The 26677-nt window shown below is 66.9% G+C and carries 23 protein-coding genes, 3 tRNA genes and 1 pseudogene; 11 read left to right on the top strand and 16 right to left on the bottom strand.

The window, feature by feature from the left end; translation table 11 throughout:
- Positions 1-23: 23 nt before the first annotated feature.
- The 4 genes from ACTWPB_RS01190 to ACTWPB_RS01175 form a co-directional block, all read right to left on the bottom strand.
- Positions 24-1928, bottom strand: a complete 1905-nt coding sequence (locus ACTWPB_RS01190) for an ABC transporter ATP-binding protein (RefSeq protein ID WP_446223912.1) — start codon at positions 1926-1928, stop codon at positions 24-26.
- The gene (locus ACTWPB_RS01185) at positions 1925-3658 is read right to left on the bottom strand and encodes an ABC transporter ATP-binding protein (RefSeq protein WP_446223911.1); all 1734 of its coding nucleotides are present in this window, start codon (positions 3656-3658) and stop codon (positions 1925-1927) included. Before ACTWPB_RS01185 ends, ACTWPB_RS01190 begins: the two co-directional genes overlap by 4 nt.
- An 83-nt stretch (positions 3659-3741) precedes the next feature.
- Positions 3742-4218, bottom strand: a complete 477-nt coding sequence (locus tag ACTWPB_RS01180) for an RrF2 family transcriptional regulator (RefSeq protein WP_446223910.1) — start codon at positions 4216-4218, stop codon at positions 3742-3744.
- A 10-nt stretch (positions 4219-4228) separates the two neighbouring features.
- A complete protein-coding gene (locus tag ACTWPB_RS01175) occupies positions 4229-4822 on the bottom strand; it encodes a TetR/AcrR family transcriptional regulator (protein ID WP_446223909.1) in 594 nt (197 codons plus the stop codon).
- A 202-nt stretch (positions 4823-5024) separates the two neighbouring features.
- On the opposite strand from ACTWPB_RS01175, the gene ACTWPB_RS01170 reads away from it, so the two are divergent.
- Both ACTWPB_RS01170 and ACTWPB_RS01165 read left to right on the top strand, forming a co-directional pair.
- The gene (locus ACTWPB_RS01170; protein WP_446223908.1) at positions 5025-7319 is read left to right on the top strand and encodes an MMPL family transporter; all 2295 of its coding nucleotides are present in this window, start codon (positions 5025-5027) and stop codon (positions 7317-7319) included.
- Positions 7320-7497: 178 nt separating this feature from the next.
- Positions 7498-9786, top strand: a complete 2289-nt coding sequence (locus ACTWPB_RS01165; RefSeq protein ID WP_446223907.1) for an MMPL family transporter — start codon at positions 7498-7500, stop codon at positions 9784-9786.
- A 40-nt stretch (positions 9787-9826) separates the two neighbouring features.
- On the opposite strand, the gene ACTWPB_RS01160 is transcribed toward ACTWPB_RS01165, so the two are convergent.
- The 4 genes from ACTWPB_RS01160 to ACTWPB_RS01145 all read right to left on the bottom strand — a co-directional run bounded on the left by ACTWPB_RS01160 (position 9827) and on the right by ACTWPB_RS01145 (position 11542).
- On the bottom strand, positions 9827-10075 hold the full coding sequence (locus ACTWPB_RS01160; protein ID WP_446223906.1) for a hypothetical protein: 249 nt from the start codon (positions 10073-10075) through the stop codon (positions 9827-9829).
- A 344-nt stretch (positions 10076-10419) separates the two neighbouring features.
- A tRNA-Ser gene (locus ACTWPB_RS01155) sits at positions 10420-10510 on the bottom strand.
- A gap of 46 nt (positions 10511-10556) precedes the next feature.
- On the bottom strand, positions 10557-10991 hold the full coding sequence (locus ACTWPB_RS01150) for a nucleoside deaminase (RefSeq protein ID WP_446226551.1): 435 nt from the start codon (positions 10989-10991) through the stop codon (positions 10557-10559).
- 11 nt (positions 10992-11002) lie between these two features.
- Positions 11003-11542 carry a tRNA adenosine deaminase-associated protein gene (locus ACTWPB_RS01145; protein WP_446223905.1) on the bottom strand — a complete coding sequence of 180 codons (540 nt, stop codon included), beginning with the start codon at positions 11540-11542 and terminating at the stop codon, positions 11003-11005.
- Between the two features lie 58 nt (positions 11543-11600).
- Between ACTWPB_RS01145 and ACTWPB_RS01140 the strand changes: the two genes are divergently transcribed.
- Positions 11601-12548 (top strand): prephenate dehydrogenase, encoded by a 948-nt coding sequence (locus ACTWPB_RS01140; protein ID WP_446223904.1) that lies wholly within the window; start codon positions 11601-11603, stop codon positions 12546-12548.
- Positions 12549-12669: 121 nt separating this feature from the next.
- On the opposite strand, the gene ACTWPB_RS01135 is transcribed toward ACTWPB_RS01140, so the two are convergent.
- From ACTWPB_RS01135 to ACTWPB_RS01125, 3 genes are read right to left on the bottom strand one after another with little or no spacing between them, the layout of a single operon-like run.
- Positions 12670-13287, bottom strand: a complete 618-nt coding sequence (locus tag ACTWPB_RS01135) for a putative glycolipid-binding domain-containing protein (protein ID WP_378915151.1) — start codon at positions 13285-13287, stop codon at positions 12670-12672.
- Between the two features lie 49 nt (positions 13288-13336).
- A complete protein-coding gene (locus ACTWPB_RS01130; protein WP_446223903.1) occupies positions 13337-15196 on the bottom strand; it encodes an ABC transporter ATP-binding protein in 1860 nt (619 codons plus the stop codon).
- On the bottom strand, positions 15193-17355 hold the full coding sequence (locus ACTWPB_RS01125) for an ABC transporter ATP-binding protein (protein ID WP_446223902.1): 2163 nt from the start codon (positions 17353-17355) through the stop codon (positions 15193-15195). Before ACTWPB_RS01125 ends, ACTWPB_RS01130 begins: the two co-directional genes overlap by 4 nt.
- 55 nt (positions 17356-17410) lie before the next feature.
- On the opposite strand from ACTWPB_RS01125, the gene ACTWPB_RS01120 reads away from it, so the two are divergent.
- Together ACTWPB_RS01120 and ACTWPB_RS01115 are read left to right on the top strand one after the other, a co-directional pair.
- On the top strand, positions 17411-18544 hold the full coding sequence (locus ACTWPB_RS01120) for a DNA cytosine methyltransferase (RefSeq protein ID WP_446226550.1): 1134 nt from the start codon (positions 17411-17413) through the stop codon (positions 18542-18544).
- A complete protein-coding gene (locus tag ACTWPB_RS01115; protein WP_446223901.1) occupies positions 18541-19035 on the top strand; it encodes a very short patch repair endonuclease in 495 nt (164 codons plus the stop codon). The genes ACTWPB_RS01120 and ACTWPB_RS01115 overlap by 4 nt, the downstream gene beginning before the upstream one ends.
- A gap of 21 nt (positions 19036-19056) precedes the next feature.
- Here ACTWPB_RS01115 and ACTWPB_RS01110 read toward each other — a convergent pair whose 3' ends face one another.
- A complete protein-coding gene (locus ACTWPB_RS01110; RefSeq protein ID WP_446223900.1) occupies positions 19057-19185 on the bottom strand; it encodes a hypothetical protein in 129 nt (42 codons plus the stop codon).
- Positions 19186-19322: 137 nt separating this feature from the next.
- Here ACTWPB_RS01110 and ACTWPB_RS01105 point away from each other — a divergent pair.
- Positions 19323-19622, top strand: a pseudogene (locus tag ACTWPB_RS01105) (DUF998 domain-containing protein); the annotation flags it as partial.
- An 82-nt stretch (positions 19623-19704) separates the two neighbouring features.
- Positions 19705-20010 (top strand): DUF998 domain-containing protein, encoded by a 306-nt coding sequence (locus ACTWPB_RS01100; RefSeq protein ID WP_446223899.1) that lies wholly within the window; start codon positions 19705-19707, stop codon positions 20008-20010.
- Here ACTWPB_RS01100 and ACTWPB_RS01095 read toward each other — a convergent pair.
- On the bottom strand, positions 20003-21583 hold the full coding sequence (locus tag ACTWPB_RS01095) for an esterase-like activity of phytase family protein (protein ID WP_446223898.1): 1581 nt from the start codon (positions 21581-21583) through the stop codon (positions 20003-20005). The genes ACTWPB_RS01100 and ACTWPB_RS01095 overlap by 8 nt on opposite strands.
- An 85-nt stretch (positions 21584-21668) precedes the next feature.
- On the opposite strand from ACTWPB_RS01095, the gene ACTWPB_RS01090 reads away from it, so the two are divergent.
- Together ACTWPB_RS01090 and ACTWPB_RS01085 are read left to right on the top strand one after the other, a co-directional pair.
- Positions 21669-22064 (top strand): Rid family hydrolase, encoded by a 396-nt coding sequence (locus ACTWPB_RS01090; protein WP_378915138.1) that lies wholly within the window; start codon positions 21669-21671, stop codon positions 22062-22064.
- 144 nt (positions 22065-22208) lie between these two features.
- A complete protein-coding gene (locus tag ACTWPB_RS01085; RefSeq protein ID WP_446223897.1) occupies positions 22209-22934 on the top strand; it encodes a maleylpyruvate isomerase family mycothiol-dependent enzyme in 726 nt (241 codons plus the stop codon).
- A 67-nt stretch (positions 22935-23001) separates the two neighbouring features.
- Here ACTWPB_RS01085 and ACTWPB_RS01080 read toward each other — a convergent pair.
- From ACTWPB_RS01080 to ACTWPB_RS01070, 3 genes are all read right to left on the bottom strand, one after another.
- A tRNA-Arg gene (locus ACTWPB_RS01080) sits at positions 23002-23074 on the bottom strand.
- Between the two features lie 39 nt (positions 23075-23113).
- Positions 23114-23203: transfer RNA gene (locus ACTWPB_RS01075), tRNA-Ser, on the bottom strand.
- Between the two features lie 93 nt (positions 23204-23296).
- Positions 23297-24013, bottom strand: a complete 717-nt coding sequence (locus ACTWPB_RS01070; RefSeq protein WP_446223896.1) for a dienelactone hydrolase family protein — start codon at positions 24011-24013, stop codon at positions 23297-23299.
- Between the two features lie 78 nt (positions 24014-24091).
- Between ACTWPB_RS01070 and hisC the strand changes: the two genes are divergently transcribed.
- Both hisC and ACTWPB_RS01060 read left to right on the top strand, forming a co-directional pair.
- The gene (hisC, locus tag ACTWPB_RS01065) at positions 24092-25168 is read left to right on the top strand and encodes a histidinol-phosphate transaminase (protein WP_446223895.1); all 1077 of its coding nucleotides are present in this window, start codon (positions 24092-24094) and stop codon (positions 25166-25168) included.
- 317 nt (positions 25169-25485) lie between these two features.
- Entirely contained in the window at positions 25486-26592 is a 1107-nt protein-coding gene (locus tag ACTWPB_RS01060) for a nitric oxide synthase oxygenase (protein ID WP_446223894.1), read from the top strand.
- Positions 26593-26677 lie beyond the last annotated feature (85 nt).

The raw sequence follows: 26677 nt of genomic DNA, 5'->3' as shown, positions 1-26677 counted from the left end.
TTGCGGCAGGCCAGACCCTGGACTTATTGGGCGGCCGCGAACTGGGCGTTGTACAGGTTGTAGTACGGTCCGCGCTCGGCGAGCAGCCGCTCGTGGGTGCCGTGTTCGACGATGCGCCCCTTGTCCATCACGACGATCAGATCCGCGTCACGAATCGTCGAAAGCCGATGCGCGATCACGAAACTGGTGCGATCGCGACGCAGGGCCGCGGTGGCGTGCTGGACCAGCGACTCGGTGCGGGTGTCGACCGAGCTGGTCGCCTCGTCCAGGATCAGGATCGACGGCTTGGCCAGGAACGCGCGGGCGATCGTGATCAGCTGCTTCTCGCCCGCGCTCACCCCGCCGCCTTCTTCGTCGATGACCGTGTCGTAACCGTTGGGCAGCGAGTGCACGAACCGGTCGACGTAGGCAGCGCGGGCCGCGGCCTGGATGTCGGCCTCCGATGCCGTCGGGTTGCCGTAGGCGATGTTCTCGCGGATGGTGCCCTTGAACAGCCAGGTGTCCTGCAACACCATGCCGATGCGCGAGCGCAGATGGTCGCGGGTGATGGTGGTGATGTCGACGTCATCGATCGCGATGGTGCCCGCGTCGAGTTCGTAGAAGCGCATCAGCAGGTTCACCAGCGTGGTCTTGCCCGCGCCGGTCGGGCCGACGATGGCGACCACATGGCCGGGATCGGCGACCAGCGAAAGCCGTTCGATGACAGGCGTTTGCGGGTCGTAGCCGAAGGACACCGCCTCGAACTCCACCCGCCCGCGATCCACCGGACGCGAGTTCTCCACCAGCGGATCGGGGCTCTGTTCCTCGGCATCGAGGATCTCGAAGATCCGCTCCGCCGAGGCGACGCCGGACTGCAGCAGGTTCGCCATCGCACCGATCTGGGTGAGCGGCTGACTGAACTGGCGCGAGTACTGGATGAACGCCTGCACCTCGCCGAGCGACAGGTTGCCGGTGGCCACCCGCAGCCCGCCGACCAGCGCGATGAACACGAAGTTCACGTTACCGAGGAACATGATGGCCGGCATGATCAGGCCGGAGATGAACTGCGCCTTGAAGCTCGCGTCGTAGAGCTTCTGGTTGCGCTGATCGAATTCCTCGCCGACCTCGCGGCCGCGACCGAACGCGGTGATGATCTCGTGGCCGGTGTAGGCCTCTTCCACCGAGGAGTTCACCTCGCCGGTGAATTTCCACTGGTTGACGAAGTGCGGCTTGGATCGCTTGGCGATCTGCGCGGTGACCACGATCGCGGCGGGCACGGTGAGCAGCGCGATCAGCGCCAGCAGCGGCGAGATCCAGAACATCATGATCAGGATGCCGATCACGGAGAACAGCGAGACCAGCAGCTGACTCATTGTCTGCTGCAAGCTCTGCGAGACATTGTCGACATCGTTGGTGACGCGGCTGAGCACGTCACCGCGCGGTGCGGTGTCGAAGTAGCGCAGCGGCAGCCGGTGCAGCTTCTGCTCCACCTCGTCGCGCAACCGCTTCACGGTCCGGTTGATGGCGATATTGAGCAGATAGCCCTGCAGCCAGCCGAATACCGCGGCGGCCACATACAGCACGAGCACGAGCATCAGCACGCGGCCGACGGCGTCGAAATCGATGCCGGTACCGGGGATGACGTTCATCGCCGAGAGCATGTCGGCGCGGGTGTTCTCGCCCTGCCTGCGCAGCAGCTCGACGGTCTGGTCCTTGGTGAGCCCGGGTTCGAGCTGCTTGCCCACGAAACCGTCGAACACCAGGTTCGTCGCCTTGCCGAGCAGATACGGGCCGAGCGTATTGAGCACCACGGAGGTGATCACTAGCGCGACGATCACACCGACGGTGAACTTCTCGGGAGCCAGCCTGCCCACCAGTCGCTTCAGCGACGGACGGAACGACTTGGCCTTCGAACCCGGAGCTCCGGGTACGGGTCCACCTGGCCTCATCGGGCTTCCTCCACGCTCAGCTGGGACTCGACGATCTCGCGGTACTCCGAGCAGCGCTGCATCAAGTGGTCATGGGTTCCGATGCCCGCCATCGCGCCGTCTTCGAGGACGACGATCTGGTCGGCATCGCGAATGGTCTGGATGCGCTGGGCCACGATGATCACCGAGGCGTCGGCGGTCTCGGGCTTCAGCGCGGCGCGCAGCCGGGCGTCGGTGGCGACATCGAGCGCGGAGAACGAATCGTCGAACAGGTAGATGCGCGGCTTGCGCACCAGCGCGCGGGCGATACACAGCCGCTGGCGCTGACCGCCCGACACCGTGGTGCCGCCCTGGGCGACCGGGGTGTCGAGCCCCCGCGGCATCTCCCGCACGAAATCGGCAGCCTGGGCGACCTCGAGCGCGTGCCAGAGTTCTTCGTCGGTGGCCTCTGGCTTGCCGTAGCGCAGGTTGGTCGCGACGGTGCCGGAGAACAGGTAGGCCTTCTGCGGCACCAAGCCGATGCCACCGCGCAGGAGTTCGAGGTCGAGGTGGCGCACATCGGTGCCGCCGAGATAGACCGCGCCGTCGGTGACGTCGATCAGGCGCGGGATCAGGTTGATCAGCGTGGTCTTGCCGGCGCCGGTCGAACCGACGATGGCAGTGGTGGTACCGGGCGTGACCTCGAATCGGATTCCGCGCAGCACCGGCTTCTCCGCGCCGGGGAAGGCGAATTCCGCGAACTGCAGGTCGACCGTGGCCGGGTCGCCCTTGAACAGCTGGGGCAGCCGCGGTGGGCGGACCGAGGACTCGGTCTCGAGCACCGCACCGATCCGATCGGCGGAGACGGCCGCACGCGGGGCCATCATCGCCAGGAACGAGGCCATCATGACGGCCATCAGGATCTGCATGACATAGGACAGCATCGCGGTGAGCGAGCCGATCTGCATCGTGCCGTCGTTCACATGGTGACCGCCGAACCAGATCACCCCGACGGCGGTCAGATTGCTGATCAACATCACGGTCGGGAACATCAGCGCCATCAGCTTGCCCACGCGCAGCGAGGCGTCGGTGAGCGCGGTGTTGGCCATCCCGAAGCGCCAGATCTCCTGCCGCTCACGCACGAACGCGCGCACCACCCTGATGCCGGTGATCTGCTCGCGCAACACCCGGTTGACCCCGTCGATGCGTTCCTGCATCTGCCGGAACCCCGGCACCATCCTGGCCACGATCGTGCCCATGGCGATGGCAAGGGCGGGCACCGCGATCAGCAGCAACCACGAGAGCCCGCGATCTTCACGCACCGCCATGATCACGCCACCGACGCACATGATCGGCGCCATCACCAGGATCGTCACCGACATCACGATGAGCAGCTGGACCTGCTGGATATCGTTGGTCGAGCGGGTGATCAGCGACGGCGCGCCGAACATCCCGACCTCCCTGGCCGAGAACGTCTCCACCCGGTGCAGCACGCCACCGCGCATATCCCGACCGGCACCCATCGCCGCCTGCGCGCCGAAATACACCGACGCCGACGAGGCCACGATCTGCACGCAGCTCACCGCCAGCATCCACAGACCGGTGGTCCAGATGAAACCGATGTCGCCCTTGGTGACACCGTCGTCGATCAGGTCGGCGTTGAGACTGGGCAGGTAGAGCATCGCGATAACCGAGATCAGCTGGAGTACGAGGACACCCGCCAGCTGGGCGCGGTACGGGGCCAGGTAGGTCCGCAGCAGGGTGATCAACATGATGGTCGAAGGCTACAGCGCACGGGTGACCAGCGCCGAGCACTTTTACCCACCCTGTGGATAACTCTCAGCCTGTGGATAACTCAGGCGCCGGCGGGTGTGCGCGGCTCGCGACGTGCCCACGCGCCGGGGTCGGCGACCAGCTCACCGATGAAACCGGGCAGCCGGTCCGCGGCGATATCGGCGATGGAGACATTCTCCAGCACGGCCCGGATATTGACCCGCAGCGCGATCCACACCTGCTGCAAGGGTTCCGCCGCACCGGGATATCGCACATCCTCGGGCCGCTGCCCGCGCACCGACGCCAGCGGCGACTCCACCGCGCGGATCACATCGGCCACCGAGATCTCCGTCGCGGGCCTGCCGAGGCGATACCCGCCGTCGGGCCCGCGCCTGCTCAGCACCAGCTCGGCACGGCGCAGTTCGGCCAGCACCGTCTCGAGCACCTTCGGTGGGATCTGCGCGGCGGCGGCGATGGCCTCGGACTTGACGACTCCGTCGGCCGCGGCGAGCTCGAGCAGCGTTCGCACCGCGTAATCGACCTTGGCGGTGATATGCACGGTGTCGAACTTACGCGGTCCTGCCCGCGGTCAGTACCGAGGTTGCCGCGTCGAGGAGAGTCTTCTCGACCACCTCGTCGGTGGCGCCCGGTACCAGCTCCGAGGACAGCAGCGCCACCCCGAGCACCTCGATCGCCGCGGCGGCGCGCAGTGTCGAGCCCTGGGTCGGGTCGGGACCGGCCAGCCACAGCCGCAGCTCACGAGTGGGTTCCATCAGGTCGGGGTAGCGGGTGGCGATGGCGTTGACGATGGCCGCGGTGTCGCGCACGCAGAGCGCGCCCGCGTCGCGGTGGCGGATCATGCCGCGCAGATAGGTGCGCAGGACCGCGCGGATACCCTCGTCGTTGTAGGGCACGGCCTCGATGTCTTCGACGATGCCGCGCATGTGGTCGATGATCGGATCGATGATCGCGAGGAGCAGATCGAGCTTCGAGGCGTAGTGGTAATAGAGCGAAGCCTTTGTGATTCCCACCACATCCGCCACCTCGCGCAGGCTCGTCTGTTCGAAACCCTTGGCGGCGAACAGCGCAACCGCCGCATCGCGGATCGCCTGTTTGGTACCTCCACCTGCGGTGACGGTGTCGGCGATGTCTCGGGCGGGCATGGCGGCAATCCTCCCATGATTCGGTGTGACGCATCCGGAGCCCCCAAATATTGAGGTTGCTCCTCCACTTATCCACTAGGTAGTCTACCTACCGCACGGTAGGCAGAAAACGATGTTGTGGAGGCGGGTCCCGCAGGGATGGCCCGCGAGTGCTGTCTACGAGCCATGCCACCCACCCGTTCTTCGCGCTAGGAGCACCCGCGTGTCCGTATACCTGTACAGATGGGGAAAGTTCGCTTTCCGCCGTAAATGGATTGTCCTGCCGGTCTGGCTACTGCTGTTCGTGCTGCTCGGCGGCCTCGGCGCCACACTGAGCAAGCCGATGTCCAACGACTTCAGCATGCCCGAGCTCCCGTCGGCCCGGGCCAACGAGATCCTCGACCAGCACTTCCCCGGCATGTCCGAGCAGTTCAAGTTCGACGCCGTGTCCGGCACCTACGTGATCGGCGCACCGGAGGGTCAGAAGCTCACCGACCCGGCCAACCGCGCCGCGATCGACGCGTTCATCGCCAAGCTCAACAATCTCGATATCGTCGATCACGACAAGAAGCTGAGCAGCCCCATCGAGCTCACCGACAAGATGGGCTGCCTCGACAACCCTGACCCGTCGAAGTGCTCGTCCGCTCCGCTCAATGTGCTGAGCGAGACCGCGCCCGGCTCCGTCGGCGTGCTCAGCGTCCCGTTCACCATCAAGGCCGTCACCGACGTGACCGACGCCGAGCGCGCTGCCGCGTTCGATGTCGGCGCCGAAGCCCGCAACGCGGGCCTGACCGTCGAGCTCAGCGGCTCGATCGCGACCAAGCAGGAACAGCCGAGCGGCAAGTCCGAACTGATCGGCATGGGTGTCGCGCTGATCGTGATGGTGGTGGCCTTCGGCGCCCTCGTCGCCGCGGTCGTACCGATCGTCACCGCGATCGTCGGCCTCGGTGCCGCGACCTCGGTGATCATGCTCGGAACCTCGGTGATGGAGGTGCCGAGCTTCACCACCTTCCTGGCCTCGATGATCGGTATCGCGCTGTCGATCGACTACGCGCTGTTCATTGTCTCCCGGTACAAACACGAACTGGCCGTGCGCGATTCGGCCGAGGAAGCCGCGGGCACCGCGCTCGGTACCGCCGGTTCGGCCGTGGTCTTCGCCGGTCTCACCGTCATCATCGCGCTCGGCGCGCTCAGTATCGTCGGCGTGGAGTTCCTGACCTTCATGGGTCTGGGTGGCGCTATCGCCGCCGCGTTCGCCGTGCTCACCGCCGTCACCCTGATGCCGGCGCTGATGGGCGCCTTCGGCAAGTCGCTGTTCAAGCCGAAGCTGCCGATCGTGGCGCAGCACGACCCCGATGACGACAACTCGGTGACCAACGGTCAGCGCTTCGCCCGGCTGATCGCCAAGGCCCCGTGGGTCGCGCTGATCCTGTCGGTAGTCGTGCTCGGTGGGCTCGCCGCGCCCGCCGCCGGCCTGAACCTGGGCCTGCCCGGTGAAGACAGCATGCCGAAGACCTCGACCGTCCGTAAGGCCTACGACCTGCGGACCGAAGGCTTCGGCGAAGGCAGCAACGGTGTGCTCATGGTCGCCGCCGACCTGAGTGCGACGCCAGAGGGCGAGCGCGATGCCGCGGTCGGCGCGCTGCGCGCCAAGCTCGAGTCCTACGACGGCATGGACTACGTCACCGAGCCGCAGTGGAGTGAGAACAAGCAGGGCGCCATCCTCAACGGTGTCCCGAAGTCGGGGCCGAACAATCAGGACACCAAGGACCTGGTCGCCGAGGCACGTGGCGCGGAAGCAGATCTGAACGCGCAGTACGGCATGGCATACGGCATCACCGGCACCACCGCCATCTACGCCGATGTCGACCACGTGTTGCTGAGCAAGATCCTGCCGTACCTGGCGATCGTGGCCGGTGCCGCGTTCATCCTGCTGATCCTGGTGTTCCGCTCGATCCTGGTCCCGCTCACCGCGGCGCTCGGCTTCCTGTTGTCGATGGCGGCCACCTTCGGCGCGACCGTGCTGATCTTCCAGGAGGGCGCGTTCGGCCTGATCTCGGATCCACAACCGCTGGTCAGCTTCTTGCCGATCATGTTGATCGGCTTGGTGTTCGGTCTGGCGATGGACTACCAGGTGTTCCTGGTGACCCGCATGCGCGAGGAATTCGTGCACGGCAAATCGCCCAAGGAAGCGATGGTCGCCGGTTACCACCATGGTGCCCGCGTGGTGACCTCGGCCGCGATCATCATGATCTCGGTGTTCGGTTCCTTCATCATGGAAAACGATGTCACCGCGAAGTCGTTCGGTTTCGCGCTGGCCGCCGGTGTGGCGATCGACGCGTTCATCGTCCGCATGGTGATCGTGCCCGCACTGCTGGTGATCATGGGCAAGTGGTCGTGGTGGATGCCGAAGTGGCTCGACCGCATCGTGCCCGATATCGACGTCGAAGGTGCGAAGCTCGAGCAGCTGCGCGCCGAGAGCGCCCACACGGTGAAACACCCGGTTTCGGTCGGCTGATCCGCCACTGAACAACACGGCCCCGCAATCCGCCTACCGGATTGCGGGGCCGTGTTGTTTCGGCATCCAGGCTGGACCGGTGCTTGATATCGCGGTTGCTGGGCAGCAGACTCAAGTCTAGTTCGACCCGGCTATACCTCCGATCCGCGCTCCGCACCGATCCACGAGGAGAAGAACCGTGTCCATCTATCTCTACCGGTGGGGCAAGCTGGCCTTTCGCCGCAAATGGATTGTGCTGCCCGTCTGGTTGCTGTTCTTCATGGTGCTCGCAGGGCTTGGTTCCTCGCTGCAGAAGCCGATGACCGATGACTTCAGCATGCCGAACCTGCCCTCGGAGCGGGCCACCGAAATCCTCGACAAGCACTTCCCCGGTATGTCCGAGGGCTTCGCTTTCGACGCGGTGACCGGCACATATGTCGTCGGGGCGCCGACCGGGCAGAAGCTCACCGACCCGGCCAACCGGGCGGCGCTCGAAGAGCTGATCGGCAAGCTGGGCCAACTCGACATCGTCGACCATGCCAAGCCGATCGAGAATCCGATCGCCGCGACCGAGGAAATGGGTTGCCTTACCGCGCAACCCGATCCATCCAAGTGCATCGCCGCGCCGCTCAATGTGCTGAACAAGACCGAACCCGAAACCGTCGCGTTCATCAGCGTCCCATTCACGATCAAAAACTTCGCCGATGTCACCGCCGGCGAACGCGAGGCCGCCTACAACGCGGGTGACACCGCCCGCGCCGCCGGGCTGACGGTCGAGATCAGCGGCACCATCGCGACGGAACAGCAGATGCCCAGCGGCAAGTCCGAGATGATCGGTATGGCTGTGGCATTGGTGGTGATGATCGTGGCCTTCGGCGCGATCGTCGCCGCGTTCGTGCCGATCATCACCGCGATCGTCGGACTCGGCGCGGCGACTTCGCTGATCTTCCTGTCGACCTCGGTGCTGTCGGTGCCGAGCTTCACCACGTTCCTGGCCTCGATGATCGGCATCGCGCTCTCGATCGACTACGCGCTGTTCATCGTCTCGCGCTACAAACATGACCTGGCGGTACAGGATTCAGCCGAGGAAGCGGCCGGTACCGCATTGGGGACGGCGGGTTCGGCGGTGGTGTTCGCCGGGCTCACCGTCATCATCGCGCTCGTGGGGCTGAGCATCGTCGGGGTCAGATTCCTGACGTTCATGGGTCTGGGCGGTGCCATCGCGGCCGCGTTCGCCGTACTCACCGCCATCACCTTGATGCCCGCGTTGCTCGGTGCCTTCGGCAAGGCGCTGTTCAAGCCGAAGCTGCCGCTGATCGCCCAGCACGATCCCGAGGACGACACTGTCGTCACCAACGGCACCCGCGTGGCCAGGGTGATCGCCAAATTCCCCTCGATCATGATGCTGCTGGCCATCGTGGTGCTCGGCCTGCTCGCCGCACCGGCGCTCAACCTGAACCTCGGCCTGCCCGGCGAGGACAGCCTGCCCAAGTCGACGACCGTCCGTCAGGCCTACGACCTGCGCACCCAAGGCTTCGGCGAGGGCAGCAACGGTGTGCTCCAGGTCGCCGTGGACCTCAGCGATACCCCCGCCGACCAGCGTCCGGCGGCGCTGGATGCCTTGCGCGACAAGCTGCAGTCCTACCCCGACATGGATCTGGTCACCGAGCCCCAGATGAGCAAGGACGGGGCGGGCGCGCTGATCAACGGCATCCCCAAGACCGGACCCAACGCGCAGTCGACGAAGGATCTGGTGCAGTCGGCGCGCGATGCGGAATCCGATCTGCACGAGCAGTACAACATGTCGTACGGCATCACCGGAACCACCGCGATCTACGCCGACATCGACCATGTGCTGTTGAGCAAGATCGTTCCGTATATGGCGATCGTGGCGGGCGCCGCGTTCATCCTGCTGATCCTGGTGTTCCGCTCGATCCTGGTCCCACTCACCGCCGCGCTCGGCTTCCTGTTGTCGATGGCGGCCACCTTCGGCGCGACCGTGCTGATCTTCCAGGAAGGCAAGCTCGGGCTGATCCAGGATCCACATCCGCTGGTCAGCTTCCTGCCGATCATGTTGATCGGCTTGGTATTCGGCTTGGCGATGGACTATCAGGTGTTCCTGGTGACCCGCATGCGCGAGGAATACGTGCACGGCGCCGATCCCACCGATGCCGTGATCAAGGGCTATCACCACGGTGCGCGCGTGGTGACCTCGGCGGCGATCATCATGATCTCGGTGTTCGGTTCGTTCCTGCTGGAATCCGATGTCACCGCCAAGTCGATGGGCTTCGCGCTCGCGGCGGGTGTGGCACTCGACGCGTTCGTCGTCCGGATGGTGCTCATTCCCGCTGTGCTTGTGCTGCTGGGCAAGTGGGCCTGGTGGATGCCGAAGTGGCTGGACCGGATCGTGCCCGATATCGATGTCGAGGGCGCGCGGGTGCGCGAGATCCAGGCCGAACGGCGGGAGATCGCGCCGGCGCAAGTCTGAGCACCGATGGCCGGGGAACTCTGGTTCCCCGGCCATTTCTCTATTGACTCGGTTGTGGCACTTGGCATTCGGTGACGCGCGGATTCAGCCCGATGTAGTTCGCAGGCCCCGCGGCGGCGGTGACCGCGATGGTCGCCCAGTCCGAGCATTCCCGGGGCAGGTGAGCGAAGTGGTGCCGCTGACCAGCGGCGAGCAGCCCGACGGCAATCCAGCCGAGCACGACGAGAACCAGAAGCTTTCCCCCGAGCCCGATCCCGGACTTCGCGGGTGGCGGCTGTCGCCCGCGCATAATCATCGTTCCTTCCCGGATTCGGTGTAACCCAGTCTATTACGCGAGGAAGACACCGCAGGCCGGACGCAGGTGAATACCTGACGACAGATCGTGCCCGCTGTCGAACTGGCGACCGTTACCGGGGGGTCGCGCCCGCTCCCGCACTGTGGCTTGCGGCATTCGCGCCGAGCCGCGACAGGCGGGCGGATGCCGTGCCTGATCGCGTTCGCCCCTCGCCGCCGCGGCCGGTTTCGCCACCCCGGTCACCTTCCGGCACCGTTTCGCGCGAGCCGTGCGAACCATACCGGCGCACTTTCCAGGCAAGAAAAAGCCCCCCACCTGTGTGAACAAGTGAGGGGCTTTGGCGGTGGCGGAGGGATTTGAACCCTCGGAGGGGGGTTACCCCTCACACGCTTTCGAGGCGTGCTCCTTAGGCCGCTCGGACACGCCACCGCCGACTACGGTACCGGAGTGGGTGGGAGATTGTTAAATCGGCTGGTCAGCGTTGGTTTTTGAAGAACGTGTCGAGGAGCGTCACGCACTCCGGTTCGAGGATGCCGCCGCGGACTTCGGGACGGTGGTTGAGGCGGCGGTCGCGGACCACGTCCCAGAGCGAGCCGACGGCACCGGTTTTGGGTTCCCACGCGCCGAAGACGACCTTGCCGACGCGGGCAAGTACCAACGCCCCCGCGCACATGGTGCACGGTTCGAGGGTGACGGCCAAGGTCGCGCCTTCGAGGCGCCATCCGTCGCCGTGGACAGCGGCGGCCGCGCGCAGGGCGAGCACTTCGGCGTGGGCGGTCGGGTCACCGAGGGCTTCCCTGGCGTTGGTGGCGCGGGCGAGTTCGCGGCCTTGCGCGTCGAAGACAACGGCGCCGACCGGCACATCGCGCGGGTCGGCGCCGGCTGCGGCCGCCAGGGCGGCGCGCATCATGTCTTCGTCGGTCACCTCGGCATTTTGTCCAGGGCGGCGGCGAACTCGTCGGCGAAACCGAGGCTCTGGGCGATCAAGCCGAGCTGCTCGTCGGGGTAGAGATCAGTGTCGGCGAGAATCACACTGAGTACCGGTTCGGCGAGGCCGAGGTCGGCCAGGACGCCCAGGTCGCCCTCTTCCCACGGTTCGACGTCGTCGAGGTCGTCGGGGTCGATGTCGGGGATCTCGACATTGAGGGCGTCGAGAACGTCGGCGGCGATGTCGTAGTCGATCGCCGCGGTGGCGTCGGAGACGAGCAGGCGGGTGCCGCTCGGCGCCGGACGCAAGACGATGAAGAATTCGTCGTCGACGTCGATCAAGCCGAACACCGCACCTGAGCTGCGCAAAGCCTTCAGTTCGGTCTCGGCCGCCGACAGATCGTTGAGGGCATCGGAGCTGAGCGGACTGACCCGCCACGTGCCTTCTTCGCGGACCACGGCCACTGCGAACCCTTCGACGTCGAAGTCGTCATCCGACGTCGCCCTGTTGGTGCCCGAGCGCTGTGCTGCCATGGACCAAACGGTAGTCTGTCCCACCCCTAATGATGAACTCGTGTGCCAATCTGTTCCGATGAGCATCGACCAGCGTGGGGCTGTTTGCGTCCTCGGGACCGGCCTGATCGGCGGTTCACTGCTGCGCGCCGCCGTCGCATCGGGGTACCTGGCGTTCGGCTACAACCGCTCCGAATCCGGGGTCGCCGCGGCGTGTCATGACGGATTCGACGTGTCCGGCGACCTGTCCGCGGTGCTGGTCCGGGCGGCCGAAGTGGACGCGCTGCTGGTGATCGCGGTGCCGATGCCCGCCGTCGAATACCTGCTGGCCGACATCGCCGCGCTCGCGCCCGGGTGCCCGCTGACCGATGTGGTGAGCGTGAAGGGGCCGGTGCTGGCCGCGGTGCGAAAGCACAGGCTCGAAGCAATGTATGTGGGTGGTCATCCGATGGCCGGGACAGCCGAATCCGGTTGGGCTGCAACCGATTCCGATCTTTTCCGGGATGCGGTGTGGGCCGTCGGGGTGGACGAGGGCACGCGGGTGGAACCGTGGTCACGGGTGGTGCGGCTCGCGTTGGATTGTGGGTCGGTGGTGGTTCCGGTGCTCGCCGGGGAACACGATCAGGCCGTCGCGCGGATCTCGCATCTGCCGCACGTGCTGGCCGAAGCGCTGGCAGCGTCGGGGGCCGCTGGCGGGAAGCTGTCGCTCGGTCTGGCGGCGGGTTCGTTCCGCGACGGAACCCGCGTCGCGGGCACAACCCCAGACCTCGTGCGCGCCATCTGCGAACCGAACGCGACCGCGCTGGGACGGGTGCTCGACGAGGCCATCGAGACACTCGTCACTGCCCGCGACTCCCTGCGCGCGGACGGTCACCTCGGCGCACTCGTCGAGACGGGTTTCCGCGGCCGCACCGCCTACGACGACCGCACGACCTGGGACATCACCGGCATCACGCCCGGCACTGGCGACTGGCTAGGCGAACTTCATCGCGCGGGTGAGAACGGTGGAGTCCTTCGCTCATTGTGAAGGTCGAACCGCGTGCCGGGGGTTCGGCGAACCGCCCCCTCGGTTGCACCGGACCAGTGCCGCGAGCGCTTCCGGGTGCGCGCGGTCACGACGACACCGCTGCGCGCGAACAACCGCTTTGTCAGGCGCGTTCGGCCAGTCCCGGGTAGTCGAGGACGAAGCCTTCCGGGTCGACCGTCAGGGTGGCGCTGGAGACCGGGGACAGGACGTTGATGCCGTCGGCCGCGCTCGAATAGGTGAGCTCGGCCTCCTGCACCAGCAAGTCGGGTAGTCGTACGTAGACGACCGGGACCTGGACGTCGCCGACGGCGTGCTGGAGGCTGAACCGGCGGATCGGCAGGGTGTTGAAGAACGGGCTCAACACCACGTCGACGTCGAGCGCGCCGCCGAAAGTGGAGCGCACGTGGGTGCCGCCGGCGTCGACGAGCCAGTAGTTCTCCTCGTCCCGCGAGATCGAGGCATGACGTTCACCGGCCGCGGTGGTGGTGCGCAGCGACAACCGCCGCGTGGCGCCCGCCTCATCGGTGACCAGATCGTAAGACGCGCTGAACGCCGGGTGCTCGTCGCCAGCACTGCCGATCAGTCGCCCCGCCGCCCTGATCCGATTGCCGTTCACCGTCACGCGCACCGATTCCATGCGGGAGTTGTCGTGGGCACGCCAGGTGAGCACCGCGGGCCACCGGGAGGCCGGTTTGATCTCGGTGGGGCCGTCGGCCGGGCCCGGGGCTGGGGTCGTCACCTCTCTACGGTAAGCGACACCAGCCCCGCCGCTACCCAACACGAGCGCATCACACCAGCGAATCCCGCCATGCGGCGTGCAAGCCGGCGAAGCGCCCCTGGCCCGCGATCAGCTCGGTCGGTGCGCCGTCTTCCACGATCCGGCCACCGTCGAGCACCAGCACCCGGTCGGCAATTGCCACGGTGGACAGCCGGTGCGCGATGATCACGGCGGTGCGGTCGCGCAGCAGCGTCTCCAGGGCGTGCTGAACCAGCCGCTCACCGGGGATATCCAGGCTGGAGGTCGCCTCGTCGAGCACGATCACCGCCGGATCGGCCAGGAACACCCGCGCGAACGCCACCAGCTGACGCTGCCCCGCCGAGAGCCTGCCGCCGCGCGTCCGCACGTCGGTGGCATACCCGTCGGGAAGTCCCGCGACGAACACGTCCAGCCCCACCGCCCGCGCGGCCGCGGCGACTTCGGCATCGGTCGCGTCGGGCCTGCCGAGCCGGATGTTGTCGGCGATGGTGCCGGAGAACAGGTAGGCCTCCTGCGTGATCATCACGACGTGCCTGCGCAGCTCGGCATCGGCCAGGTCGCGCAGATCCACCTCGTCGAGCGTGATGACGCCACCGCTCGGGTCGTAGAACCGGGTGAGCAGTTTGGCCAGCGTCGACTTGCCCGCGCCCGTGGCACCGACCAGCGCCACCACCTGTCCGGCCGGGATCGCCAGGTCGAACTCCGGCAGCACCGAGGTGGTGTTGTAGCCGAACCAGACCTTGTCCATCCGCACCGCGCCGGTCGCGCCAGCCAGGGTGGCCGGGCGTTCGGGTTCGGCGACGGCCGGTTCCTCCTCGAGCACACCGGAGATCTTCTCCAGGGCCGCGGCGGCGGACTGGTAGGAGTTGAACACCTGCGCGAGTTCGTCGAGCGGACCGTAGAACTGGTCGAGGTAGAGCAGGTACGCGGCGAGCACACCGATCGCGAGGTTGCCCTCCATCACCTGCCAGGCGCCGACCAGCAGCACGATCACCGTGGTCAGCTTACCGATGAAATTGGACAGCCCGACGTAGTCGCCCATCCCGCGAACCGCGGTGGTGGTCGCCTGCTGGTACGCCGAGTCCTCGACGCCGAGGACCTCCTCGTTGCGGTGTTCGCGACGGAACGCCTGCACCGCGCGCATGCCGCTCATCGATTCGACGAACTGCACGACAACGCGCGAGATCGCGCCACGCGTGCGCCGATAGCCCGCCCGCTGACGCCGCTGCGCCCAACGCGTCACCAGCACCAGCGGCACGAACCCGATCAGCACGATCGAGGCGAGCAGCGGGTCGAGCCAGATCAGCAGCGCCGCGATGGTCACCACCGAGATCACCGCGCTCAGCGCCTGATTCAGCGCGCCTTCGAGCAGCTCCTGCAGGGCTTCGATATCACTGGTGAGCCGAGTGACGACCTTGCCCGAGGTGTATTTCTCGTGGAACGACACGCTCAACCGCTGCGTGTGCCGGAACGCGCGCACCCGCAGGTCGAACAGCACCCGCTGACTCAGCGACCCGGAGGCCCGCAAGAAGGCGAAGGTGGTGAGCCCCGACAACACCGTCACCGCGACGAACCCGGCGACGGTCGCGATCATCGGCGTCCAATTGCCCTGGCGGCCTTGGCTGATGCCGTGGTCGAGCCCGTAGGCGATGAACAGCGGCAGCGAGACCTTGGCGGCGTTGTCGAGCAGGATCAGGACGAAGGTCGCGATCGCCTGCTTGCGGTAGGGCCGCACCAGATCGAGGAGCAACCGCCGGGATCGCCCGGCCAGCACCAGGTTTCCGGTTCCGGTGACGGTGTCGTCTTCCTTGGCGATACCTCGCCAGTCGGCGGCCAGATCGGATTTCTCCTCCGGCACTGCCTTGTCCGGTGTCACGGTCTCGGTGCTCATGCCTCACCTCCCATCAATTCGCGGTAGTGGCTGCTCGTGCGCAGCAGTTTCTCGTGGCTGCCCTCGGCGACGATGCGCCCGTCGGCGAGCAGGGCGACGCGATCGGCCAGCGCGGCGGTGGACGGCCGGTGCGCGACGAGCAGGGTGGTCGCCCCGGAGAGCACCGCGCGCAGTCGATCTTGCACGCGCTCTTCGGTTTCCACGTCCAGCGCCGAGAGCGGATCGTCGAGGACCATGATCCGGCCGCTCGCCGCGGTCTCGCCGGTGAGCACGGCTCTGGCCAGGGCCAGACGCTGACGCTGTCCGCCGGACAGACTCATGCCCTGCTCGCCGATGCGGGTGTCGAGTCCCCACGGCAACGCGTCGACGAACTCGCTCGCCTGCGCGATATCGAGCGCCTGACGCACATCGGCATCGGTGGCGCGCGAGTCGCCCAGTGCCACGTTCTCGCGCACGCTGGCCGAGAACAGCACCGGTTCCTCGAAGGCCACCGTCACCACCCGGCGCAGCTCGGCCAGTCGCAGGGTGGCGATATCGACGCCGTCGATGGTGATCGAACCGCCGCTGACGTCGTAGAGCCGGGGAATCAGCTCGAGCAGCGCGGTCTTACCGCTGCCCGTCGCGCCGACGAGCGCGACCGTCTCCCCCGGCCGAATCCGCAGCGAGATCTCTTCCAGCACGGTGTGTTCCGGGCCGTCGCCGGATCGCGGGTAGGCGAAGCGGACACGGTCGATGACCAGTTCCCCGTGTAGCGCGGTGGGTAGTTCCACCGGGTGCGCTGGGTCGGCGATGTCGAGCGGGGTGTCGATGATCTCCCAGTAGCGGTCGGCCGCGGTGCGTGCCTCGAACAGCTCCGACAACAGGAAGCCGAGCCAGATGATCGGCCACTGCAGGAATGTGGCCAGCGTGATGCTCGCGACGAGCGTGCCCATCGTCATCGACCCGTGCACCACCGAGTACCCACCCACCCCGAGCGACAACGCGATCGATACGGTCGGCAGGGTCACCAACGCCGCCCACAGCGTCGCATCGAGGCGCACCTTCTCCATTTCGGTGCGCTGCAGTTCGCGCGACAGCGCGGTGAAACGCGAGCCGAAGAACCGGCCACGACCCAGCGCCTTGAGCACCCGGACGCCCTGCGCGGATTCCTGAGCGATGGTGGCCAGGTCGCCGGACTGGTCCTGCGAACGCCGCGAGGCCACCTCGAACCGGCGGACGAATCGCGTGCAGAACAGCGTCAGCGGCAGCGACGTCACCGTGAAGATCAGTCCCACTTGCCAATTCATCGCGAACAGCACGATCAGCCCGGTGGGCATGATCACCCCGTTGACGATGAGGAACGGGCCTGCGAAAGCGACGAACCGCCGCAGCACCGACAGATCGTCGATGGCGCGCGAGAGCAGCTGACCCGACTGCCAGCCGTCGTGGCGGCCGATCGAGAGGGCCTGTAGCTGCGTGAAAAGCTTGGCGCGCATGGTGATTTCGAACATCGTCGAAGGCTTGGACACCAGCCATCGCCTGCCCCACATGCCGAACGATTCGAGCGATCCGAGCAGAAAGATCAGTGCCACCGGGGCCAGCAGACCGACGAAATCCCGCCGCGCGATCGGCCCGTCGATCACCCGCGCGATGACGAGCGGAATCGCGATCGCGGTGCTCGCGGTGACGATCGCCAGCGCGTTGGCCAGCAGCAGCGGCACCCGGTATGGCCGGAGAAAGGGCAGAAATCGCCACAGCGACACCATTCCCCTGCTCGACCGCGGCGCTGGCCGCTCCGATCTGTCGGCCTCCGATTCGGCGGCCGCCAGCTCTGATGTGACAGACAAAACTCCCCCTTGATGCCCGGTTGGCTGGTTGGTTTCCGCCAACGGTCGCCTGGTGATGTTCGCACCGGGGTCCGACAGGTTCGGCCCTTCAAGAGTCCCAGAGCACCCCCACTCCCGGCCACCGATTTTCCTCTCGGCGACACCCCCCACGTCCACCCCCTCCGCGACCGGGCGCCGCACACCGCTTCCGTGCTCGACACCGAGCGAGCCCAACGCCCAACCGAGGGGAGCACTCGGCCCTCTGGAGCGCTCGTTCGCGGTCGGCCCGCAGTTCAGTGGCCCGATACAATGCGGCAGGCGCGAATATCGGCCGCCGAACAGCGGGTCGATCATGGGCCGCGAACTCGAGCGCGCCCGCGCTCCAAAGACACAGGGGTCGTTGATGCGGATGGTCGGGTTGTTCGCCGGGATCGGCGGGCTCGAACTCGGTCTGAGCAGGCATGGCTGGGCATCGGAGCTGCTGTGCGAGATCGACCCCGGCGCCCAGGGCGTGCTCGCCGCTCGTTTCCCCGATACTGACCTGCACGGCGACATCACCCGCCTGCGTTCCCTCCCCGCGGGCACCGAGCTCGTCGCGGCCGGTTTCCCCTGCCAGGATCTCTCGCAAGCCGGGCGCACCGCGGGCATCACCGGTCGACGATCGGGCCTGGTGGACGAGGTGTTCCGGCTGGTTCGCAGGCAGCGCGGGCCGCGGTGGTTGTTGATCGAGAATGTCCCGTTCATGCTGCAGCTGGGTCGCGGTGCGGCCATGCGCCACATCACCGCGGCGCTCGAGGAACTCGGGTACGCCTGGGCGTACCGGGTCGTCGACGGGCGCGCGTTCGGCTTACCGCAGCGGCGTCAGCGCGTGCTGATGCTCGCTTCGCGCACCGAGGACCCCCGCCAGGTGCTGTTCGGCGACGACGCCGGCCCCCGCGACTACGGCGACCCTGACCGCGATCCGTGTGGTTTCTACTGGACCGAAGGTGTGCGTGGCCTCGGCTGGGCGGTGAACGCGGTGCCGACCCTCAAAGGTGGTTCCGGGCTCGGCATCGCCAGTCCGCCCGCGGTCCGGCTGCCCGCGGGCGAGATCGTGACGCCGGGGATCGTCGACGGTGAGCGATTACAGGGCTTCGACGCCGACTGGACCGCCCCCGCCCTCGACGTTCCTGGCGTTCGCCACGGTCATCGCTGGAAACTGGTGGGCAACGCGGTGAGTGTGCGGATGGCGAACTGGGTCGGTGAACGCCTGGCCGCACCGTCGGATCCGCTGACCGTGGGCGAGCCGATCGCCGCGGGCCAGCCCTGGCCGAGCGCCGCCTGGGGTCACGCGGGCGTCGTGCACCGCGTTCCCCTCTCGACCTGGCCGGTCCACGAGCCCTACGAGGACCTGAAGAACTTCCTCACCGAGCCTCGCTTGCTCTCCCCCCGCGCGACCGCGGGATTCCTGCGGCGCACCGAGATGGGAAACCTGCGCTTCCCGCCCGGATTCCTCGACGATGTCCGCGACCACCTCGACCGCATGGGCGGCTGGGCGGCATGAGCGCGCGGCGGGCCGCCGGCCGGGAATCACCCGAGGAGGCGGCTGCCTCGTCGCCACCGCCCGCATCAGCTGCGCGCAGGCTGGTGACCGACGCGGCGACAAGCGCGCGTATGTCGAAACAGCGACGCGCGAACACCGCTCCCGAGCTGGCACTACGCCGAGAATTGCACCGCGCGGGCCTGCGCTATTTCGTCGACCGCCCGCCCGTCACAGGCCAGCGTCGTCGCGCGGATGTGGTGTTTCCCCGGCTGCGCATAGCCGTCTATGTCGACGGATGCTTCTGGCATCGATGCCCTGAGCACGCGACCGATCCGAAGAACAACGCGCAGTGGTGGGCGGACAAGCTGGCAGGCAATGTCGCCCGCGATCGGGCCACCGATGCCGCGTTGACGGCGGCGGGCTGGCAGGTCGTGCGGGTGTGGGAGCACGAGGATCCACACACGGCAGCCGAGCGGATCACCTCACTGGTGGAGCGATCCAAGCCCGGCTGACCTGCGATTATTCCTAGATTTTCAGCGACGCCGCGGCGTGCGTTCGGTGCGAACTCGCACCCGTGCGCGCGACGCATCCGTAGCGACGAAGCCGGACACGGCCAGCGCCAGGATCGTGGCGAAACTTGCCAGCGCGATCACATAGCTCATCGAGGACCTCTCCGTTGATTACCAACACCCTGCACGGTGAACCTGACAGCAACCTGTGCGTGCCTGTGATGGGTGATGAAACCACGTCCGCGCTCTCGATGCGCGCCTGGTAGGGGCGTCGAGGCCGGACACGCACAATGGTCGGTGTGACCGAATCCGCACGGCACACCCGTGGCTACTCGTTGCTGATTGCCCTCGCGATCGCGATCGCGGGCCTGTGCTATTCGTCCTGGCTGCTGGAATTCGCGCTGCCGATCGACACCGATCCGGTCAACGACTTCCTCAGTGAACTCGATGCCGAGGGCAAGCCTTATCGCGAGGTGTTCGCCACCGCCGATAAGGTGGCCGGCCTGTTGCTGATCCCGGCCACGCTGGGTGGACTGCTCGTTTTCCAGCGCCGCAGGTTGACCACGATCGGCTGGACAGCCCTGTTGTGTTTCGGCGCGTCCACGATCGCCGACGCCCTGCTCCCGCTCCAAGACTGCGCCCCCGCCGACAGCACCTGCGGCGGCGACAGCGGTGTTCCCGCAACTACACCAACCCCACGCGCTCACGAGCACGCTGGCCGTCACCTCGATCGCGGTGGCGGCGTTCGCGTTCAGCGCCGCCGCCTACCGCTACCACCGCTGGCGAATCCTGCGCGAGTTCGGCGTCGCCGTGCTGGTCCTCGGGTCGGCGGCGACCATCTGGATGATGGTCGCCGACAACCTGTCCGGCTACTACGCACTCGGCATCGCCCAGCGAATCCAAGTCGGCACCATGTCGCTGTGGCTACTCGCCTTGGCCACCGCGGTGCTCATCGAGGCACGCGAGTGGACTACTTGACGGTGATCTTCACCGTGTAGCCGTCGATCTTCGCGGGTAACTTGGTGGTGTCGACCGCGAGCACCTCGCCGGTGTCCTGCACGCCGTTGGGCAGCGTCTTGGGCTTCAAGCCGAACGGTGGCTGTTCGCCCTGGCCGGCGGCCAGGCCGAAGTCGCTGTCGTTGGCGATGTAGATGGTCTTGCCGCCGTCCAGGGTGGCGATGCCTTCGATCTTGTCGTGACCGAAGAACCGGCCCTGCTCGTCGAGCGCGGCGACCAGCGCGGAGAGGTCGAGGTTGCTCTTCTTCGCGACGGGGGTGACGCCCGCCTTGGTCAGCGCGGCGACGGCATCGGCGGTCGGGGTGACACCGATCAGCGTTTCCAGCGGCTTGCCATCGATCAGCAGGCCGCCCTTCTCGGCGGCATAGGTCGCGCCGGGCACGGTGGACTGCGGGCCGACATCGGTCGCGCCCGCGATGTCGATGGTCCAGATCTTCTTGTCCGACTTGGGTGCGAGGTTGCCGTCGCGCTCGTCGACCAGGAAGGTGGTGGCGCTGAGCGCGGTGATCTCCGAGACCGCGACCTTGGACTGCTTCGGGTTCTCCAGCGGGTACAGGAATTCCTTCTGCGCCTTGGTCTTCAGGTCGACGGTCACGATGCGCGCGAACGGCACCTCCTTGGCCGAACCACTCAGACCGGGGGTGTTGAGCGCGCTCTGCACCACGCCGACCAGGGTGCTGCCGTCGGGGGTGATGGTCAGCCCCTCCATGCCCTGATTGGGAGTGCGCAGCGCGATCTCCTTCGGCAGTCCGTTGCCGGGTGCGAGCCGCTCGATCTCTTTGCCCTTGGCGTCGAAATGCACCAGGAACGGACCGTATTCGTCGGAGATCCAGAAGGTGCCGTCGGCCAGTGCGACCAGGCCTTCGGGGTCGATGCCGTGATCGGTGGGCGGCACGACGTTGCCCTGTAGATCCTTGATGGTCTCGCCGGTGCTGGCCGCGGTGTCGACCTGGCCGTTGAACGGTGCGCCCGACGCGCTGTGCAGCTCGATGCTCGACTGCAGCACGGCCCTGGTGCCGACCAGTTTGAACCGGCCGATCTTCGGCACGAAACTCGGTGTCGGCGAGAGCTTTTCATTCTTGGCCGGACCGTCGACGTTCGGGCCGCGGTCGGTGAGTCCGTAGAACTCGTCGGTGCTGCCCGGCACCGAGGTCCATGCCGAGCCGAAACCACTGCCCTGCACCGTGGTGCCGCCGAACTCGCCGAGCACCGGAATGTCGGTGGTGTAGAGGCGAACCGCGTCGGTGGTGGTGACCGTGAACTGGTCGAGACCGGTGTAGCCGGCGCTCGGGGTGTAGACGTAGGCACCGTCGGCGCGGCGGGTGATGTTGCCGTGCTCGGGCTCGAGGCTGACCCCGAGCACCGCGCTGGTACCGGCCTTGGCGACCAGGTCGTCGAGCGAGATCACCAGCGGCTGGTCCTTGCTCGCGGTGAAGCGGGCATCGGGATCCGGCGATGAGCAGCCCGCCACAACGGCGGCAGCGCACAGAGCGGCGGTGAGAGGAAGGAGGCGTAGACCTGGACGTGCGTTCACTTGGCATGCATACCGCCGTGAGCCGACCAGCAGACGACCGGCAAATGAATTGTCCTCCACCGCTCGATGGACCATTCTGGCGACCATGACCACAACTCGGGTGAACATTTCCTCAGCCTCCGATTTCGAAGATGTCGTCGGGTATTCGCGGGCGGTACGGGTCGGCAACCAGGTCGTCGTCAGTGGCACCACGGCCGCCGTCACCGGTGGGGGTGCCGTCGGCGGCGACGACATCGGCGCTCAGACCCGTGAGGTCCTTGCCCGTATCGCCACCGCGCTGGAGCAGGCCGGGGCGAGCGTGCGCGACGTGGTGCGCACGCGCATTTTCGTCACCGATATCGCCCGCTGGCCCGAGATCGCGGCCGCTCATGCCGAGGTGTTCGGCACGATCCGCCCCGCGGCCTCCATGTACGAGGTCACCGCGCTGATCGCCCCCGAGCTGCTGGTCGAGATCGAGGCGGACGCGATCATCGCTGACTGAATCGTCACACGAGCCCGCTCCGGCGATCCGGCGTCGGCAGCCGAAAATGCCGAGTTATCCACAGGTGCAGAGTTATCCACAGGCCGGTTTAGACGCCGCCGTTATCGCCCATGCGCCGGAGTCCGGAGCACTACTGTCGAATCTGTGACCAGCGAAACGGCTACTCCCACCGATCTGCTCGATCAGGTCGCCGCCTCCACCGCGCGCTTCGACACCGCGATCGGCACGCTCACCGATGCGGACCTGGCCGAACCCTCCCTGTTACCGGGGTGGACCCGCGGTCATGTGCTGGCCCATATGTCACGCAATGCCGACAGCCTGCTGAATCTGCTGCTGTGGGCCCGCACCGGCATAGAGATGCCGCAGTATCCGAGCGTCGCCGTCCGCGATGCCGACATCGAGGCGGGCGCACCCCGCCCGCTGACCGTTCAGCACGCCGACTTCACCGCCACCGCACACCGCTGGCAGGCCGTCGCCTCCACCATGCCCGCCGCCGACTGGCAGGCCGAGGTCCGCAATCGCCAGGGCGGCACTCTCACCGCCGACCAGATCCCCTGGATGCGCCTGCGCGAGACCGAAATCCACCACGTGGACCTCGACATCGGCTACACCCCCGCCGACTGGCCCGCCGCCTTCGTCGCCCGCCTACTCCCCGAAACCGTCGCCGATCTCTCCGCCAAACTCCTCCCCGAAGCCACCCCCACCTTCGACATCCAGTCCACCGACATCGATTTCATCGCCACCGTAGGCCCGGGCCGCCCGCACCACACCGTCCTCGGCCCCGCCACCGCACTCTTGGGTTGGCTGGTCGGCCGCACCTCCGGCAGCGACCTGACCGGCCCACTGCCTCCGCTCCCAGCCTGGAAATAGTCCGACCACGCGGGGTCACCTCACGAAAAAATCGACCCCGTATCAACTGATACGGGGTCGATTTCGGTGCGCCCGAAGGGATTCGAACCCCTAACCTCTTGATCCGTAGTCAAGTGCTCTATCCGTTGAGCTACGGGCGCATGGTCTTGCATCTTCAGTTGTACCCAGCGAACTGGGTGTGGCGGAGGCGAGAGGATTTGAACCTCCGGTCCCCGTGAAGGGACAACTCATTAGCAGTGAGTCCCATTCGGCCGCTCTGGCACGCCTCCTGGAGCCTTCTCTTTCGAGGGCACCGGTCCTTGTCGAACCGCCGGGAATGAAGATTACACGAGCAGTCGTAGTAGTCCAAAACGCCTGGTCAATCAGCGTAAATTGCTGTCGAACCAGTCGTAGATACGAGTCTGGGAATCGATGCGAATGGCCGCGGCCGCGTCGTCTTCGGGGTCGGGGCGATCGGCGCGGTGGCTCAGGCCGGGATAGGAGATAGTGAGACTGGCCACATTCGCCTTGGCCGTGGCCTCGCGCAGGCGTTCGACCGCCTCGGGAGGGGTGGCGGGGTCGTCGGCGCCGAACAGGCCGAGCCAGGGGGCTTGGAGGTCGGCGGCGACATCGATCAGGGCGGCGTTCTGATCGGGGAGCGGTTCGGTGATGCCGGGGGCGGACACGCTCACCGCGGCGCCGATCGGGCGGGTGGCGGCGACGAGGAAGGCGGCGGTGCCCGCGCTGTCGAAGCCGAGGACGCCGATGGTGTCGGGGAACACTCCGCGGCCGGTGAGCCAGTCGAAGCCGGCATCGAAGTCGTCGAAGAGTTCCTCGCCGAACACCTCGTGCACGTGCGGGTCGGCGATGCGGTCGAACAGGTGTGGCGCGACGACGATCCAGCCCTCGGCCGACAATGCCCGCATCAGGTCGAGCAGCCGGGGGGAGAATTCACGGGATTCGTGCAGGACGACGATGCCGCCGCGGGCCACCCGTTCGGGCTCGACCACCGTGATCGGCACGGCAGTGCGTCGCGCGACGGCGGCCGTGTCGACATCCACCGGCCGCAAGGGGGCGACGTCGTCATAAGTGCCCGGCATAAACCCAGCGTAGGCGGCAGAACTGGACTTGGGTAGGCCTAGCAGGTCGCGGCGGGCAGATCATCGTAGGGTGGAGGCGTGACCGCGCACATCCGCCCCGACCTCGCCACCATCCCGGCCTACGTGCCCGGCCGTAACCACCCCGATGCGGTGAAGCTCGCGTCCAACGAGACCACCTTCGGTCCGTTGCCGAGCGCGACCAAGGCGATCGCGGAGTCCGCCGAGCTGGCCAACCGCTATCCGGACAATCAGGTCAGCGAGCTGCGCGCGGCGCTGGCCGAGTTCCTCGGCGTCACCGTCGCCAATGTCGCGGTCGGCTGCGGCAGTGTGGCGCTGTGCCAGGAACTGGTGCAGATCACCTGCGACGCGCCCACCGATGAGGTGGTGTTCGCGTGGCGCTCGTTCGAGGCGTATCCGATCGTCACGCAGGTGGGCAATGCGACGGCGGTACCGGTGCCACTGGCCCCGGGCTACCTGCACGATCTGGACGCGATGGCCGACGCGGTCACCGAGCACACCAAGCTGATCTTCGTCTGCAATCCGAACAACCCCACCGGCACCGCGCACGGGCGCGCCGAGTTGGAACGGTTCCTCGATCGCGTGCCCGCGCACGTTCTCGTCGTGCTCGACGAGGCCTACTACGAGTACCTGCGACTGACCCCCGAAACCCGCCCCGACGGCGTCGAGATCGGTCGCACCAGGCCGAATGTCGTTGTGCTGCGCACCTTCTCGAAGGCCTACGGCCTGGCCGGGCTGCGCGTGGGCTACGCGGTGGGCGCTCCCGAGGTGATCGCCGCGCTACTGAAGGTGCATATCCCGTTCAGCGTGAACCGGGTCGCGCAGGTCGCCGCGATCGCCTCGCTGCAGGCGCGCGGTGAACTGCTCGATCGCACCGATGTGCTGGTGACACAACGGCACCGGCTGCGTGACGCGCTGCTGGCCGCCGGCTATGAGGTGCCGCCCAGCGAGGCCAATTTCGTGTGGTTGCCACTGGGCGCGCGCAGTATCGAGTTCGCCGAGGCGAGTGCCCTTGCGGGCGTGCTGGTTCGGCCGTTCGCCGGTGACGGTGTGCGGGTGACGGTCGGCGATCCGCACGAGAACGAGCAGTTCCTCAGCTTCGCCACCGCACCCGAAACGGCGGCCCGATTCCGTTAGTCCCGGACATGGTCAGCATCCCTTGACGTCGGTTTGCGGTGGGATTACCGCGAATTCGAGCACACTGCCAGCACACCGGTCGTAGGCTGGCTCGAAGCTGATTTCGGTATTCGAACAGGACGAATATGCACGCGGCGACGACCGACCGATTACCTGGTCGGCGCGCCACCGGTCGAGTGAATGTGTTCTCGGCGGGCAATCTTCCCGCGTCGGAGGGTGCACCCGCACGGCCACGCACCCCGCTGCCCGACCGGAGATTTACCGTGAACCAAGGCTCTCGCCCCGCTGCCTGCGAAACATTCACCCCCACAGTCTCTTTGGCAGGCGACATCGAAGTCGCCGCGCCACCCTCGGCCGATCTGGATCGCCGGTTGCGTGACTGCGACGAGTTCTTCCGCTATCCCGAACTCGGGCACCTACCCACCCAGCGTCGCCTCGGCGCGCTCGCCGAATTACGCGATACCGGCACCTACACCCAGACCGCCGAGGAGATTCTGATCGGCGCGAAATTGGCGTGGCGCAACCACTCTCGCTGCGTGGGCCGCAAACATTGGCGATCGCTGAAGCTGCTCGATGCCCGCCGAGTTACTTCTGCGCGGGAACTTTCCGAGGTGTGCTGGCAGCATCTGCGACTGGCCACCAATGGCGGCGCGATTCAGTCGATGATCACGGTCGGCCCGACGTCCGAACCCGGCGGTGGTGCCTACCGGGTCGAGAGTTCGCAGCTGATCCGCTACGCCGGTTACCGCAATGGCGACGGCACCGTCACCGGCGATCCGGCCAATATCGCGGCCACCGAGCAGGCGCTGGAGCTGGGCTGGCGTGGGGCGCGAACGCCGTTCGATGTGCTGCCGGTGCTGATCAGCACCCCTGCCGAGGGCGTGCGGTACTTCGACGTTCCGCGCGAGCTGGTGCGCGAGGTCGACCTGATCCACCCCGACTACCCGTGGTTCGCCGCGCTCGGCCTGAAATGGCATGCGCTGCCCGCTGTTTCGAACATGGATCTGGATGTGGGTGGGGTCTGCTATCCCTTCGCCCCGTTCAACGGCTGGTATGTCGGCACCGAGATCGGCGCGCGCAATCTCAGCGACACCGATCGCTACAACATGCTGCCGCTGATCGCCGACATGATGGGCCTGGATACGTCATCGGTGCGGACGCTGTGGCGGGACAAGGCGCTGATCGAGCTCAACCATGCTGTACTACACAGTTTCCGGGTATCCGGCGTGCACATGGTGGACCACCACACCGTGGCCAAGCAGTTCTGCGATCATGTGCAGCGCGAGGAAGCGGCCGGACGCGCGTGCCCGACCGACTGGAGTTGGGTCAATCCGCCCATCTCGTCCGGGCTGACACCCACCTTCCACCGCTACTACGACGCACCCGACCTCGATATTCGACCCAACTTCGTCCGCCGGGACTGAACGCCAGCGGCGGTTCGGCGTGGTCGGACCAGCGACTGGTTTCGCACGGCGGCAGGCGAGCGTAGGGTTCTCGGTACGGGCCGAA

The sequence above is a fragment of the Nocardia sp. IBHARD005 genome (assembly GCF_052814245.1).
The sequence above is the reverse complement of the archived record's forward strand: the minus strand, read 5'-3'. Positions and strand labels throughout refer to the sequence as shown.